The 13,971-nt window shown below is 40.9% G+C and carries 16 protein-coding genes and 1 pseudogene; 1 reads left to right on the top strand and 16 read right to left on the bottom strand.

Going from position 1 to position 13,971, the window contains the following annotated elements; all coding sequences use genetic code 11:
- Positions 1–52 precede the first annotated feature (52 nt).
- Positions 53–406 (bottom strand): MerR family transcriptional regulator, encoded by a 354-nt coding sequence (locus tag ACKTR2_RS03625; RefSeq protein WP_407882659.1) that lies wholly within the window; start codon positions 404–406, stop codon positions 53–55.
- 141 nt (positions 407–547) lie between these two features.
- Here ACKTR2_RS03625 and ACKTR2_RS03620 point away from each other — a divergent pair, with 141 nt between their 5' ends.
- A complete protein-coding gene (locus tag ACKTR2_RS03620) occupies positions 548–928 on the top strand; it encodes a carboxymuconolactone decarboxylase family protein (protein ID WP_407882658.1) in 381 nt (126 codons plus the stop codon).
- 99 nt (positions 929–1,027) lie between these two features.
- On the opposite strand, the gene ACKTR2_RS03615 is transcribed toward ACKTR2_RS03620, so the two are convergent.
- The 15 genes and pseudogenes from ACKTR2_RS03615 to ACKTR2_RS03545 all read right to left on the bottom strand — a co-directional run bounded on the left by ACKTR2_RS03615 (position 1,028) and on the right by ACKTR2_RS03545 (position 13,819).
- A complete protein-coding gene (locus tag ACKTR2_RS03615; RefSeq protein ID WP_407882657.1) occupies positions 1,028–1,885 on the bottom strand; it encodes a hypothetical protein in 858 nt (285 codons plus the stop codon).
- 150 nt (positions 1,886–2,035) lie between these two features.
- Positions 2,036–3,679, bottom strand: a complete 1,644-nt coding sequence (locus tag ACKTR2_RS03610; RefSeq protein WP_407882656.1) for a recombinase family protein — start codon at positions 3,677–3,679, stop codon at positions 2,036–2,038.
- A 2-nt stretch (positions 3,680–3,681) separates the two neighbouring features.
- Complete coding sequence (locus ACKTR2_RS03605) at positions 3,682–5,025, bottom strand: recombinase family protein (protein WP_407882655.1); 1,344 nt, start codon at positions 5,023–5,025, stop codon at positions 3,682–3,684.
- 105 nt (positions 5,026–5,130) lie between these two features.
- Entirely contained in the window at positions 5,131–5,619 is a 489-nt protein-coding gene (locus ACKTR2_RS03600) for a replication initiation factor domain-containing protein (RefSeq protein WP_407883434.1), read from the bottom strand.
- 39 nt (positions 5,620–5,658) lie between these two features.
- Positions 5,659–5,922: pseudogene (locus ACKTR2_RS03595) on the bottom strand (hypothetical protein); the annotation flags it as partial.
- Between the two features lie 99 nt (positions 5,923–6,021).
- Positions 6,022–6,360, bottom strand: a complete 339-nt coding sequence (locus ACKTR2_RS03590; RefSeq protein WP_407882654.1) for a hypothetical protein — start codon at positions 6,358–6,360, stop codon at positions 6,022–6,024.
- 205 nt (positions 6,361–6,565) lie between these two features.
- Entirely contained in the window at positions 6,566–7,609 is a 1,044-nt protein-coding gene (locus tag ACKTR2_RS03585; RefSeq protein ID WP_407882653.1) for a hypothetical protein, read from the bottom strand.
- 204 nt (positions 7,610–7,813) lie between these two features.
- Positions 7,814–8,119 carry a hypothetical protein gene (locus tag ACKTR2_RS03580; protein ID WP_407882652.1) on the bottom strand — a complete coding sequence of 102 codons (306 nt, stop codon included), beginning with the start codon at positions 8,117–8,119 and terminating at the stop codon, positions 7,814–7,816.
- Between the two features lie 3 nt (positions 8,120–8,122).
- Positions 8,123–9,073: a LysM peptidoglycan-binding domain-containing protein gene (locus ACKTR2_RS03575; protein ID WP_407882651.1), complete on the bottom strand. Its 951-nt coding sequence runs from the start codon at positions 9,071–9,073 to the stop codon at positions 8,123–8,125.
- An 11-nt stretch (positions 9,074–9,084) separates the two neighbouring features.
- Complete coding sequence (locus ACKTR2_RS03570) at positions 9,085–9,366, bottom strand: Mor transcription activator family protein (protein WP_407882650.1); 282 nt, start codon at positions 9,364–9,366, stop codon at positions 9,085–9,087.
- A 112-nt stretch (positions 9,367–9,478) separates the two neighbouring features.
- Entirely contained in the window at positions 9,479–9,715 is a 237-nt protein-coding gene (locus ACKTR2_RS03565; RefSeq protein WP_407883432.1) for a Mor transcription activator family protein, read from the bottom strand.
- On the bottom strand, positions 9,715–10,032 hold the full coding sequence (locus ACKTR2_RS03560; protein ID WP_407882649.1) for a hypothetical protein: 318 nt from the start codon (positions 10,030–10,032) through the stop codon (positions 9,715–9,717). The genes ACKTR2_RS03565 and ACKTR2_RS03560 overlap by 1 nt, the downstream gene beginning before the upstream one ends.
- A gap of 155 nt (positions 10,033–10,187) precedes the next feature.
- Entirely contained in the window at positions 10,188–10,667 is a 480-nt protein-coding gene (rlmH, locus tag ACKTR2_RS03555; RefSeq protein WP_407882648.1) for a 23S rRNA (pseudouridine(1915)-N(3))-methyltransferase RlmH, read from the bottom strand.
- Between the two features lie 868 nt (positions 10,668–11,535).
- A complete protein-coding gene (locus ACKTR2_RS03550) occupies positions 11,536–12,828 on the bottom strand; it encodes a S1C family serine protease (RefSeq protein WP_407882647.1) in 1,293 nt (430 codons plus the stop codon).
- Between the two features lie 202 nt (positions 12,829–13,030).
- Positions 13,031–13,819, bottom strand: coding sequence for an MBL fold metallo-hydrolase (locus ACKTR2_RS03545; RefSeq protein WP_407883430.1), 789 nt, complete (start codon positions 13,817–13,819; stop codon positions 13,031–13,033).
- Between the last annotated feature and the right edge of the window lie 152 nt (positions 13,820–13,971).

Raw genomic sequence — 13,971 nt, 5'->3', positions numbered from 1 at the left:
TTCTCCTTGCACCCATAACAATTAAAATTTTCACTAAAATGTCGTTAACCTACTACTCTATTTTCAGATACTTTTTAATTTTTCTCTCCAAAAAGTCCAATTGTTTATCAAGCTTATTTCGTTCCTGTTTCAACAAATCCATTTGATCAAACAACATCCTTAACCGCTCAGAAACTGTTTCGTCCCCTTGATACCGTAAGTCGGCATATTCCTTCATATTTTTAAGAGACATTCCAATCTCCTTCAACCTAGTCAGAAAAGCAATCCACTCCAAATCCCTATCTGTATAATATCGACGATTATTTGCATCTCGATTAACGTGAAGTAATCCATTCTTTTCATAAAAACGTAGCGTATCTATGGATAATCCACACATTGCTGAGGCAGTACCAATTGAATAATTCATCTTTAGCTGCTCCTGACTTGAAAATACTAGACACTATAGTTTCTTTGCTAATTAAAAAAAATTTGACATGGAGTGCACTCCAGCATTTACAGTGCTGTTATTGGTAAAACTACTGAGTAAATAAAGGAGAAGTGCACACTCATGGAAAAAGAAAATACTCGTTTTAAAAACGGCCTTAATGCCCTACAAAATATCGATGGTACTGCCGGACAGAATGTCATGGATTCCTTAACTGGTGACTCAAAAGATATCGCCAAATATATAGTTGAATTCGCATTCGGTGACATCTATACCCGCAACAGTTTAAATCTCAAACAACGTGAGATGATTACTATCACGGCTCTACTGGTCCAAGGAGACACTGCCCCACAACTAAACGTTCATATTAACGGTGCTCTTAACGTCAGCTTGTCGGAAACTGAAGTGATTGAAACTTTTATTCAATGCATTCCTTATATTGGTTTTCCAAAAGTACTCAATGCTGTATCAGTGGCCCATGAAGTTTTTAAGACTAGAAATTAGCGGTTTCTATTAGTCATAATAACCGCATCACTTATGATACGGACTTCCGTATCCTTATGCCCTGCGGTTCTCTATAATCAAATTCTTGGACTGAATTCTTCAATTTGTTTTCCTAATTATGAACCTTTTGGCTTGTTCAAAAAGAAGCTCATCACTCATCGACAAAGACAGCAAATTCCCAGCACTGATGTACCCCTGAATGAAGCATGCCACCTTTGGTAGTATCACGCCCATCATTTCCTCAGGGCTAATAGTGATAGGATCTACTTTAACTATCTTTTTCCCATGTACCCTATAGCTATGTCTATTTTGACCAGTAAATAACCCTTTTCCTAGATCAAATCGCATATCACCATGATTTTCTGCATTACGTAAAATGTCATTCCACCCCTCAGTCAACAAAATATAATCAGACTTCTGATCTAACTGACGGCAGCCATTTAACTTTTGCGATGTACTTAATGAAGATATTTCTAATAAATCATATTCTTGTTGGTTCATTTCCAACATCATTGCATAAATAAATGTGAAAATTTTCATACTTAGTTCAAAACCAGAGACATACGTTGTTAGAACTCGACTCCCTAGACTTAACCTTCCAGTATCCGTTTTATCACCTTTACGAATGCCATTTTTTAGTATTTGGTTTTCTTCCATGAAACGTGTGTACGCAACCTTGTTTTCCAATTCCGGATACTTTTTCGTTCCATTGACTAAAGCTCCAATTAGCTCATAAACAGTATTAGGATCAGTTTTCATTGCTGCTTCTTTAAAAAGCTTAGAAAATACTTCAGTGTAATTATTTAACTCTTTTACATTTGATGAAGAACTATAAATAGAAACCACACTTGAGTAAAGACTTTGTGGTAAAGACTCTGTACTTTGCTTTTCCAATAACTGTCGTGATTCTTCACCAAAAAATCCTTTAGCAGTTAAATCATTCAATTCATCTTTCACAATCGTACTTCTCCTTTAATATCTCTGCAGGTTTCGCATCGTCGACGATCAACTCTATTGTCACAAGATCCATCTCCCACTTATAATTTTAACCCACTCCCCCTGCTCTGCTCTAGCGTTTCACGTGAAACAACCAACGTCGCACATCATTCACACAACAAATTCAATACGCTTTGTAAAAGAAAAGACTGAATCCGCTTTGGATTCAGCCTCTTTACTCTGTGCTTTTAGCTGTGAAACGATTTCATTATCAAATTCTAACTGTACCCAAACCAGCTTCTTTTCTCTGCTAAATGTTATTTGAGCGATGAATGTTTGATACAACGCTTTTAACGAGCACTTATCAGCTCGTCTTATTAACCGAGCAACTACCACTAAAAGTTCTTGAATATCTCGGGGATTTGGCAAATTCACAAAGGACTTCTTAGTTTTTTCTAAATTGAGCTCCTCCTCTTGCTTGTCGTTTAATTGGTCTTGAATTTCCTCAATTCTTGGAAGAATGGCTGTTTCAAGCTCTTTATTGGCTCGTATTAGTTGATGGTACTTATCAAGACTGTGACGCAAATCATCCTGATTGTTCAAATTCGCTGTCTGTTGTCGCTCGATTCGGCTCAGTCGTTCTTGACTGTTTTCCCGCATTTGTCTGAGAACAGATTCACCAATGTCCTTTAGTGAAAGCGTTTGAATCAACTTCATTTTGACAAGTTCCTCTGCCTCGTCTGCGCGAATAGAATTAGCATGACACACTGCTGATCCCTTATTTCTAAAGTTTGCGCACGAGTAATACCGGATTCGCCTTTTGGTTCCGTCTACCAAACGATTAGTTGTATTCGATGCTGCCATTGGCCCCCCACACTCTGGACATCTCAAAAGCCCAGTTAGCACATTTTCACCACTGGCATTCCACGTAGGTACCTTCTTTCGATGACGAACGAGTCTAGCAACATCATTCCACATATTCTTATCGATAATCGCTGGATGCTTTCCATTAACCAATAAAACATCCTCTTGCTTACCCTTACGACGCAGTTTTTCCCAATGACGATACTCTCCGTAGCGAACTTTTCCAACATACAATGGATTGCTAACGATTCCTTTAACCGCGGTTGAAGAGAAATCATTACCTCGCTTAGTTTTATAGCCCTCTTTGTTTAAAGCGTTAGCAATGCTACGATAGCCCTTCCCTAAGGACGCGTCTCTAAATATCCGGCGAACAATAATAGCCTCGGATTTATTGACTGTTAACGTACGATTCCCGTCTGCATCTACAACGTTATCGTAGCCTAGCACACGACCCCCGTTAGTCCAACCTTCTTGAGCTCGTCGACGACTACCCAGATAAACATTCTCTGCAATGTTATTGCGCTCGTACTCTCCCATACTGGCCATAATTTGCAGCATTAAACGACCGGCTGGTGTTTGCGTATCCATTTTCTCCGTAATTGAAATGAAACTGACACTATTTTTCTCCAAAATATCGATAATCTCTAATAAGTTTGCGACGTTTCGGGCAATTCGTGAAATATTCCAACAAATTACAGCGTCAATGCCACCAGCCTTTACGTCGTCAAGTAGTCTAATCATGCCTGGTCGTTTTTCAATTGATTTCCCGGAAATTCCTTCATCGGCATAAACATGCACAAGCTTCATTTGACCATCGTAACGCTCGCACTCCTGTCGAATACGCGCTTCTTGTGCAGCGATACTAAAGCCTTCCTCTGCTTGTTCTGCCGTAGATACACGGACATATCCGACAGCGTGCTTCAAGGACAAACTTGGTTGTCTTTCAGTCATGCTCACTTTCCCCCTCTCAAAGAGAGTAAGTTAATGGCAGGCAACTCTGCCAAAAACACTCCTCCAATATCCTTATTCATAGTTATTTCAATTCGATCAAAATTCAAGTTCTTAACAACGCTGGCGATGTTGTCTTCATCACGTGGATCGGTAAGCTTATAAACGATTTGCTGAGCCAGTTTACGACAATGCCGCCTTCTCTCGATCTCTAAATTTGGCATAGAACTTTTTGTCAAAGCAGTCTCAAGTTCGTCAACCGTTATTCCACCAGTCTCAAATTTCCTAAACATCTCATCTGCTGGCACAACATCTTGACGTGTCTGAAGTGGCCAATCATCATTCAATTTCACCATCAATGACTTTTTAAAATCACTAGTCACCAAACCACTAATGACCGCTGTTAATTGATTAAGGACACGTTGTTCATCTACTCTAATTCCTTTGCAGTAGTCGCGACTACAGTACCAGTAATCAATGCGGCTTTTACTGGCTGTTATAACATGGCTTGCTGTTAGGATCCCCTGGCAATAAGGACAACGTAATTTCTTCTTGAATAAGGGATTGGTAATGAACTTCTGTTTAACACGCCGTGACTTACGAAGCGCCTGTGCATTGTTAAACTGTGTATCAGTCACGAGCCGTGGAAAAACTTTGGTGGACACACCGTACCGATTGACAAGCTTTCCAACATACGCCTGATTCTGCAAAACCTTAGCCACACCATTAGCAGTCAGTTGATAATCAAATTTATTCATAACGGCTCGCGATAATTTACGATACCCAACGTCCCCCTCCAAGTAATTTTCATAAATAAACTTAACGATTTTGCTAGTTTCTGAGTCAATCTTTGCAAGACCTTTGGTGTAGTAGTAGCCAAGTGGAACGCTAGAAGATAACAACTGACCTTCACGAAACTTTTGACGGTAGGCGTTATTTTGATTCACTTTCAAGATACCTAGTTGCCACTCACCAAACATAACGTAGAGCTGTTGCTGAAAACGTCCCATGATGTTGACGTCAACAGGTTCCATAACCGAGTGAAGCACCACGCTGTTCTCCTCACACAAATTGAGCAACAATAAAAAATCTTTTAAAGACCGTGTAAGCCGATTTAAACGCCATACTAATACATGACCATAACGACCAGAACGAATGGCATTGGACAGCTCGTTCATGCCTGGACGATTCAAGTTAGAGCCAGACTTGATGTCGTGAAACTCGGCTTCAATCGTCAAGAAAAGCCGCCCAGCTTCTTCATGGACGGCTTCTTGTTGTGCCATAATTGACCAATTATGACTCTGACGTCTTGAGCTCACACGGTAGTACGCTACCGCTTGGTTAGTCATGACGTTCCTGTTCCTCCACGATCAATTGTTCAATTGCATCAGCTAACGCTCGAACGATTTGATCGAAACTATGATTACCATTTGATTCCATACCACCACTCCTACCTAATAAAAATCCAAGCCTTGTTTGCTCAACTCTTTCAAGTAACGAGCGTACCAAGCAACTAAACCTCTGCGTCTAATCTCTGAAACCCCAATAGGACTGCGAAATTGTACACGCGCCCCTAGCCAGTCAGCAACGTACTTCCCCAAAGACGTGTCATCACTGAGTAAAACAGCAACAAGTTGATTACAATAATTGTTTTTAAAGCGAAGCTCAACCCGATACCATTGCCCTACCACCTGTTGTTGCTCGAGCCCTTTATCGTAAATAAAGACATGTGCATCATTGGCTCGTTTTCCCAAATAACAACTAACACCAGTATCGATACCTGAAGAAATCTTCCTTTCATTGATAAACCGAACAGATTGCAATCGACTGGTTAACAAACCCTTGCTTAAATAATTCTGGACTGTCTTAGGTTTCAACCTAATTGACGATCCTCGTTCATCAACCGCGACATCAAGTCGCTTGAAACGAAATGATGTAGCCAAGCCACGACTCCCACAAGAAATAACTCGTTCTAAGAAAGACCGCCAAGACCAATTACCACACTCAAGAGACCGACACGTCTCGCCGGACATCACAAGTAAACTTGTGAAAGAACTCGCCGCAAAATGAAGATGAATCTTTCCGTTAGTAAGCTGACGGTTAAAACCCTTAATACCACTATTTCTTCCGGCCCAACATCCCGTGCCAATCGTCGGAAATAAATATCCCAACAACTGGAAAGCATTAACTTGCTGGAAGCTAATCGTTAAAAAGTCCAATCTCAACAACAAGTTAGTCACAGTCATCACCACCTGAAACACTGGTATTACTAAAACCAATTGTTTTAAGTTCGTTAGTCCTCAAAAGAACATTGACTGTTGGATTCCTGTGCTTTCTAAGCTTATTCATTCAGTTACCTCTCCAGCAGAAGTCATAGAGAAATACCCGATAATGGATGCTGATGTCAACACAGTCAAATCGAACGCAACCCTTTTTCCTTTAAGTTCTAGCAGCTCTTCGGCTGGACAGTTGAAAGCCGTTGAAATTGAAGCTCGAAATCTTTTTGGCTCGCCCAGCGCATAATACGCAAAACTGTCGATTATCCTTTCAAAGCCAGGTCCGGAAATGGTGCATTTATATGGATCTATCTCAACAAAGATCACATATTCATCAATTACCCTACAATCTACGAGAACGCCCTCAACGTAACAATCGCTAGCCAAAAGCTCTTGCTCTGGTATCATAAATAAAAATCCTCCGTCAATGTGATTGCTTAACTTAATGGCCATTAACTAAGCGTTTGCTGTGTCACATGGATAAATTCCATGTGACCAACAACTACATGATCGCAAGATTCTTTACAAAGGATTAGTGACAACTATGAAAAAACCCCCTACATGAATCGTCCTACAATACAAAAAAAGTCCGTGAAATCAAGTTCCACGGACTTTATTTATTCTCAATAAATTTTTTTAAGTTGACTAATTTTTCGTGCAAATCAATTTCATACACACGAAGCCATGGATTATCCGTTACTTCAATTTGATCCTGACCGAGTCGCTTACCGACTGCTTCAGACTGAGTCAACAGTTCCTTAAACAACTTATCATTTTCCTGTATTAAGGACTGTGTCATTGATCTAAATAACTGTGGACGCGACGCCTGAGATAAAAACATTTGAATTACTGTGATATTGTCGGCCACGCTACTATGAATTGCGTAGCCAGGTCGCGTGACAGCCTGAAAGATGGCATCCAGTATTGAATTTTCCGATCGAGAAATAGTTTCAGCTCGGGGTAATACCTCGGCCAACAGGTTATCAGTAGCCTCATAACCTGTTAACAATTTGAAATTGTCAGCACTTCTGAAATACTCAAAAAAAGGATTTGTAATACTCTTGTCTACATTTTCATTGGACTCTACTTCAGACTTTACATAGTCATACACGCTCAAAAAACGCTGATAAACAGGATCCGTGTATAATGTCTTCACGTCAACCTCGCCATTCATAACTTGTTCATACTGTTCTGGTGTGAGTTTAGGATTATAGTAAGCTTTCGCTTGCTTATTATAAATGGTTCGCTTCTGTTGCAACGTTAACCCTTTTCTAGCCGCGAGCACCTGCATACTGCTCTCTCGTGACCAAAAGGTATATGTTGTTAAAATAATCATGAAGGCCGCTAAAGTATCTCCATCAATCATAATATTCTCAGTAAATTTTTTTAATTTTTCATCTGAGAACATTTGTCTGTAAACATCATATCCATTTCTTTTTGAACATGTTTTGTTCAGCAATAGTAAGCTGTCTCTCACTGCTCGCTGTCGGACACGATGATCAGCTTCAGCAAGTGAAATTAACTCGAAGCCTGCCTCGTCGAATTTTTCATCATGCTTTGGCACTTTCAAGGGATAAGGAACCAGTTTAAGAATATCAATCATCTTTGTCCCTATAAGACTGTCAATCATCCTTGTTCTTATTGGTTTCTCCTGCATCGTGTTGTCTCCATTCATGCCAAACTATCTTGGCTAAATAGTCATTTTCCTAGTTGTTTAACAAGCTCCAAACAGACAACTGAAGTGACTTTTAAAACAATTCTTGCCCAATCTTTTAATATCATAGATTATCCTCCAAACGTTGACCCATATAAACAAAAAAATAGCGAGTCTTCAATTGAAGATTCGCCTTTCTCAACACACTTATAAATATCGTCGCCAGTTATCACCGTGACGCTTGCGTAATTCCCTGTCCGCCATATCACGTAGAGTTGGATCATCATTTTGCATAGCCCAGTTCGCTAGCTGTTCATTGCTAGCGTTATAAACCTGATCTGCTGATTCATGCAAATGTTTGTTAGTGTTACTTTCTGTTCTTAAAGCCCAGCCAACAATGCCTACCAATGCTACCCCTGCACCAGTCAGTATTTTTGACCATGAGTACCCCATCTTAGCGTGAACGAACCACGCACCACCAGCGATCGCCAGAATTAATAAGATAACAATCATGCTTTACCTCCCGGATCCCCAACCTGCAACGGTTTTATTCAGTACGTAGTAGAAGTTAACTTGTTGTCCGTTTGCCGCGTTAAAGCTCTGAGCATAATTGCTTGGATTAAATGTGTCTGTAGATTCTGGTGTACGATCTGGCGTGTTCAGGTTCGTGTCCGGTATTGCCCCAATTTGCCCGTAAACACCAACTCGTCCATTAGGTCCGTCTGAGCCAGCTAATATAGCCCCTTCAGTTGGATAATTCCCATCAGCGTCAACTCGTGGATTAATAGTGACGTATTGGCCACTTTGTGCAGTTCTCGTCTCATTTCCGAGTGCGCCTGTTCCAACAATGTCTCGACCATCCGAAGTTACCAAGTAGTAGTTAACAGCGTAAGAAACTTGATTTTGATCTGGATTAGAATTTGTAGTAGTCCCCGCCTCATTTGATCCAGTTGCTACTGAAGTTGCTGTCCCATTCGACGTAGTTGTGGATCCCTGCGATGGCGTAGTTGTCGTTACAGAAGTATTTGACGATTGGGTGTTTGTGGCTGATGCATTTGCACTAGGCAAAGTATATGAACCACTAGCTTGGATCTGAGCCGTGTTTCTTGGCGTTTGGGTCACCGTATATGTCCCAGTGACTGTACCGCTTGCTTGAACCACCGACATTTGGTTTCCATTAAACACCAAATGAGTTCCAGCGATGATCAAATCTGCATTGGTCGCGTGGTTGATCTGAACCAATTGAGGGACTGATACTCCAGTTGCTTCACTAATGCCTGATAGCGTGTCGCCCCATTGAATGACATAGTTGTTAAAACCAACTTGATCAATTGATTGCTTAATTTGTGTAACACTGCGTGCTTGCCATTTAGCACTAGCATTGGCACTAGTTGTCGTGGCCCCAATCAACAAGCTTGTTGTTAGTGCAGTTACTGTCCCTAACATGGCCTTCACATTATTTTTCATACGAAACACCCCTAAATGAATTTATTATTTGTTTCCAGCTGCGAACTGTTCTTTAGAACTGATCGGAGCCAGCGGCGAGAATAACCGTATCTATCGGCCAACTCACGTAAATTGGTACCGTCATATTGCTTTTTAACGGCTGATATAACCCGTTCTCGTGAGTACATGTGAAGTGGAAATGAAATTTGCTCACCACGGCACAACCGATATATTTTCAACATATTCTCAACGCCAATTTCCTTAGCAATCCGTTGATACGTATCTTGCAACGCATCCTCATCAATATCACCCATCAGCGATCCTCCAAAGAACTAATGACATCATAGCAATTTGATTAAGTCATTGGAAAAACATCGGTCACCCTTAGATGAATGTAGAGTTGCACGTAACTGTGCACCCTTTATGTCACCCTAGATAGCGTCCGACGGTTCGAACGGATATCCCTAACTCATGAGCAATTTGCTGATGATTCAAGCCTTTTTCCTGTAAAATTTGAGCATTTTTGACCATTCCTTCTGGGCTAATCATGCGCTGCGGAAAAAAGACTGATTCCCCTCCGAAATGCTCACTAAGCCGAATTGTTGTACTTTCTGAAGTGAAACTTGCAATCTCCTGATAAATGGAATACCAATCGGACCTCATCACTCGTTCTCTCCTTTACCAAGGATCTGAGTCCAAATAATCTTTTCGTTATTTACAACACACCCTTCGACAATGGGATCTCCGACGCCAGAAGCTTCTCTAATGAAATAAATCATGACGCTTTGATCACCAATGTCTGACTCATACATATCAACAATGACCCATCCCGATAACAAACTAATTGGCATAGCTCCTAGTATTTCAGCGTCCACTTCATCCGATGTTAGTACAACTGATTCTTGCGTTAATTCCTTTGCCACAACCACCATGCCGAGATAATCGCTAATTTGCTTAGTGGCAATACTAAGTTCATCCATTTTATCTGCCCCTTTCATTTTTTATGATGATTATGATCAGACATCATTTGAATAATATATATTTGAAACGATAATCAAGTTACGTACACTTCAAATAATAAAAAAATCGCCCTCCATCCAAGGAAGGCGATTCGTATCTATTTTAAAAAACCGCATCACTTATGATACGGACTGCCCGCATTAATCATAAACGCGCGGTAGATTTGCTCCGTCAACACGAGCCGCATTAACTGATGCGGTAATGTAAACCGCCCGAATGAAATTTGTGTATCGGCGCGCTTCAAAACAGCTGGGGTTAGTCCTAGCGAACCGCCAATAACAAATGTAATATCTGAGTGGCCATACGTGCTTAGCTCATCAATTTCTTTCGCAAAGGCTTCGGAAGTTCGTTCTTGGCCCTTAATCGCGAGAGCATAAACATACTCGCGATCTTTGATATGTTCTAAAATCCGCGTCCCTTCCTTGGCCATCACTTGCTCCATTTCTGCTTGACTCAAGGTTTCAGGGGCTTTTTCGTCGGGCACTTCAACAATTTCAAACGTACAGAACTTGCTTAGCCGTTTAGCATACTCCTCAATCCCTTGTTTAAAATACTTTTCTTTTAATTTCCCCACGCCAATAATCTTAATTTTCACAAGAATCCTCCCACTAAAAAGCAACTAACAATTTGGCAAGCCAGCAGAGTGCTTTAGATTTCCTTAATCTTTGTAACCAAAAGTTTAAACATTTCGTGCAATTCTAACGGACGTACTTAGTCACAATGAATAAAAGTTATCCACAGTTATCCACAGGGAGAATCAGAGCGAACACGTTCGTGTAAAACGCTGATACAAAAGGATTTTAAAAACGAAAAAACCTGAAAACAGAAAGTTATCCACCTCGTTTTTCGAGGGTGTGGATAACTTTTTCCACGGAAACTGGATCCCGATTTTTCGGCGTTTATTTCGCATTCACAAACTTATCCACAGTTTTCCACATACTTTTCCACTTCTGTGCAAAACAATTTTATCATTGCAATTTAGCGTCCGAACCACTTTATTTTTCTATTTCGTCTTTGTTCGGTTTATTCATTGATTTCATTAGTCAATAAGTGAAAAAAGCACTCACATAAAAAAATAACATTCGGATTTGTAATCTTACTATACAAAAATTAAACACAGACCGAATAACATGTTTACTTCATCAGCTCGTTTACTTTTTGCCTAATTGCATATTACCAAAAAAAGCTGCATAAAGTGCGTCAATTTTCGCCACATTCCGTTATCTTGCACAACAAAACGTGGTTATATCATTATTTGTATTCTTCAAGGAAGTTAGGCGTGTCCACGCTCAAAAACACTGTCTATCCCTGACTTAATGCACCTTATCAAGGGTTTTAGCTACCCAAAAATTTATAGTGTTTAAACTATTACGCCAGACAATCATCGAATTCACAAAGTAACCAGACTCTATTTCACGCCTTATCGCATAAAAAAAGGCCATCCACTGATGACCTTTTTTGTTTTACTTTGTTTGATTGGTTAAATCACTCGTACTCTCACTTAATGTCACCGTGCCAGTTTTAAGACTGCCATCACGGTAGTATTCCACTGAAACTTTGTCGCCAATTTTATGGGCATAGAGCACATCTCGTAAATCGGCTTGTGAGGTGATCTTCTTACCATCCATCTTGGTAATTACATCATACTTCTTCAAGCCTGATTTCTCCGCAGCTGACCCGCTGTAAACCTTCATGATGACCACACCGCCAGTTACACTGTTTGGCAGTTTTAGGGTGCTAGATTGGCTGTTGCTGTCCACATTAGAGAGATCTACCAAACCGACACCTAATGCTGGTCGCACAACTTTACCATTCGTAATGAGTTGGTTGATTATAGAAACCACTTCATTAGATGGAATCGCAAAGCCGATCCCTTCAACTGACGTGCCACTAGAAGACGAGGCTAACTTCATTGAGTTAATGCCAATCACCTGTCCAGCTAAGTTCACCAGTGCGCCCCCGGAATTCCCAGGGTTAATCGCCGCATCGGTCTGAATAACCGTTGCATCACCGGTTTGGTTCCCAGATTCATTTTCGACAGGCACCGTCCGTTTTGTCGCTGAAATAATCCCTTCGGTCACTGATGTCGCATATTGCGATCCCAATGGCGAACCGATTGCGAGCACCGATTGTCCAGCTTGAATAGCCGTCGAATCACCGAATTGAGCGACTGTTGAAACTTCATCTGCTTTAACGCGAATCACGGCTAAATCAGTCGTTGAATCTGTTCCGACTAACTTACCTGATATTTTCTTTCCGTTACTCAAAATGATCTCTAGGGCACTAGATCCGGACACTACATGATTATTCGTCACGATATAAGCATCGTTCCCAGACTTCTTATAAACAACGCCTGAGCCTTCGCTGGCTGCCTCTAAAGAGTTGTCAGAACTACTACTGCTACTGCTGCCAGAGTTGTTAGACGAGGAGCCACCGCCAAAAATACCATACAGTCCGCTTTCACTATTGGAAGATTGTTTCTGTAGATTAACTACAGAAACAACCGCATTTTTGACTTTGCTAAAGGCCTTAGTCGCGTCAGAGTTCGTCTTAACTGTGACATTCGCCACCTTAGTCGTCCCATTTTTATAAGATGTATCGCCACCGTTGGCATTATTGATCGCACTTGCGCCACCATAAGCGATCCCTCCGCCCAATAAACCCGCAACGAGAGCGACAATCCCAACTTTGACTAATCCACGATTGGATTGTTTAGGCCCGTGCGGTTGGGGGCCGCCGTTTGTTTGATTATTCATGTCATTATAATCCATAGGCAATTTGCGGTAACCCGCCTACCTCCTCATTTCTTATTAGTTCCATTATACCGTTCCAGCTTAAAAACCACTTAAACCTGTCCCTGGACTTGCTAAAAATTTAAAGAAAACATCCCTCAACCACTTTAGCGACAAAAAATAAACACTTGAACATCTCTGTCCAAGTGTTTCACGTGAAACATAGCTAAAGAATTGTCAAATCTGTTGCTGCATCAGGGTCGGTATCTAACAAATGAAAATCATGTTCAACGCCGTAATCCTTTTCAGTCATCATTGAAGCAACTGTCAGATGAGCAAGGGCCTTCATGTTATTTTCACGACTAAGATGCCCCAAGTAAATCCGTTTCGTCCGATTTCCTAACACTTCCATTAAGGCATTGGCGCCGTCTTCATTAGACAAGTGACCCGTATCACCTAAAATTCGTTGTTTTAATGGCCACGGGTAAGCCCCCATTCGTAACATATCCATGTCATGATTACACTCGAACAAGTAGCCATCAGCATTTTTAATCACACCAGCCATCCGCTCAGAGACGTATCCGGTATCCGTCAGAATCACAAAGGACTTGCCACCATAATGCATTTCATAAAATTGCGGATCAATTGCATCGTGGGAAACAGGAAAACTTTGAACATCTAGGCCATCCAATTCTTGGATTTCTCCCGCTTCAAGGTCAAACTTTTGTTCTAAGGGAATTTTGCCAACTTTACCAGCGATAGCTGACCAAGTTTTTTCGTTTGCATATACATTGATCCCATATTTACGCGCTAGCACACCAACACTCTTTGCATGATCCGTATGTTCATGCGTCACAAATAAACTATCAACGTCCTGTAAATCACGACCAATGCTTTGCATTAATTCATTAATTTTTTTACCAGACAAACCCGCATCAACCAACACTTTATGCGTCGGCGTTTCGATATAAGTCACATTACCGGAACTTCCACTAGCTAAAACACTAATTTTCATCGCATCCGTTGATGATTCAGCAACCGGACCCAATCCCAATTGTGGTGTATTCAAATTAATCACAAAGCCATCTCCATCACAATTAAATTTATGTCATTTAAAAATCACATCTCATCGTAACACGAATTGGCCGCTTACGCGGAAGTCACAAG

The organism is Furfurilactobacillus curtus (assembly GCF_045862785.1).
In the GTDB taxonomy this organism is placed as follows: domain Bacteria; phylum Bacillota; class Bacilli; order Lactobacillales; family Lactobacillaceae; genus Furfurilactobacillus; species Furfurilactobacillus curtus.
This window is presented reverse-complemented; position numbering and strand designations above follow the sequence as displayed.

What these genes read in the sequence shown, in the direction of transcription:
- ACKTR2_RS03625 (WP_407882659.1), bottom strand. Translation starts at nt 406, where the DNA reads ATGAATTATTCAATTGGTACTGCCTCAGCAATGTGTGGATTATCCATA.
- ACKTR2_RS03620 (WP_407882658.1), top strand. Translation starts at nt 548, where the DNA reads ATGGAAAAAGAAAATACTCGTTTTAAAAACGGCCTTAATGCCCTACAA.
- ACKTR2_RS03610 (WP_407882656.1), bottom strand. Translation starts at nt 3,679, where the DNA reads ATGACTGAAAGACAACCAAGTTTGTCCTTGAAGCACGCTGTCGGATAT.
- ACKTR2_RS03605 (WP_407882655.1), bottom strand. Translation starts at nt 5,025, where the DNA reads ATGACTAACCAAGCGGTAGCGTACTACCGTGTGAGCTCAAGACGTCAG.
- ACKTR2_RS03590 (WP_407882654.1), bottom strand. Translation starts at nt 6,360, where the DNA reads ATGATACCAGAGCAAGAGCTTTTGGCTAGCGATTGTTACGTTGAGGGC.
- ACKTR2_RS03585 (WP_407882653.1), bottom strand. Translation starts at nt 7,609, where the DNA reads ATGCAGGAGAAACCAATAAGAACAAGGATGATTGACAGTCTTATAGGG.
- ACKTR2_RS03580 (WP_407882652.1), bottom strand. Translation starts at nt 8,119, where the DNA reads ATGATTGTTATCTTATTAATTCTGGCGATCGCTGGTGGTGCGTGGTTC.
- ACKTR2_RS03575 (WP_407882651.1), bottom strand. Translation starts at nt 9,073, where the DNA reads ATGAAAAATAATGTGAAGGCCATGTTAGGGACAGTAACTGCACTAACA.
- ACKTR2_RS03570 (WP_407882650.1), bottom strand. Translation starts at nt 9,366, where the DNA reads ATGGGTGATATTGATGAGGATGCGTTGCAAGATACGTATCAACGGATT.
- ACKTR2_RS03565 (WP_407883432.1), bottom strand. Translation starts at nt 9,715, where the DNA reads ATGAGGTCCGATTGGTATTCCATTTATCAGGAGATTGCAAGTTTCACT.
- ACKTR2_RS03560 (WP_407882649.1), bottom strand. Translation starts at nt 10,032, where the DNA reads ATGGATGAACTTAGTATTGCCACTAAGCAAATTAGCGATTATCTCGGC.
- ACKTR2_RS03550 (WP_407882647.1), bottom strand. Translation starts at nt 12,828, where the DNA reads ATGAATAATCAAACAAACGGCGGCCCCCAACCGCACGGGCCTAAACAA.
- ACKTR2_RS03545 (WP_407883430.1), bottom strand. Translation starts at nt 13,819, where the DNA reads ATGAAAATTAGTGTTTTAGCTAGTGGAAGTTCCGGTAATGTGACTTAT.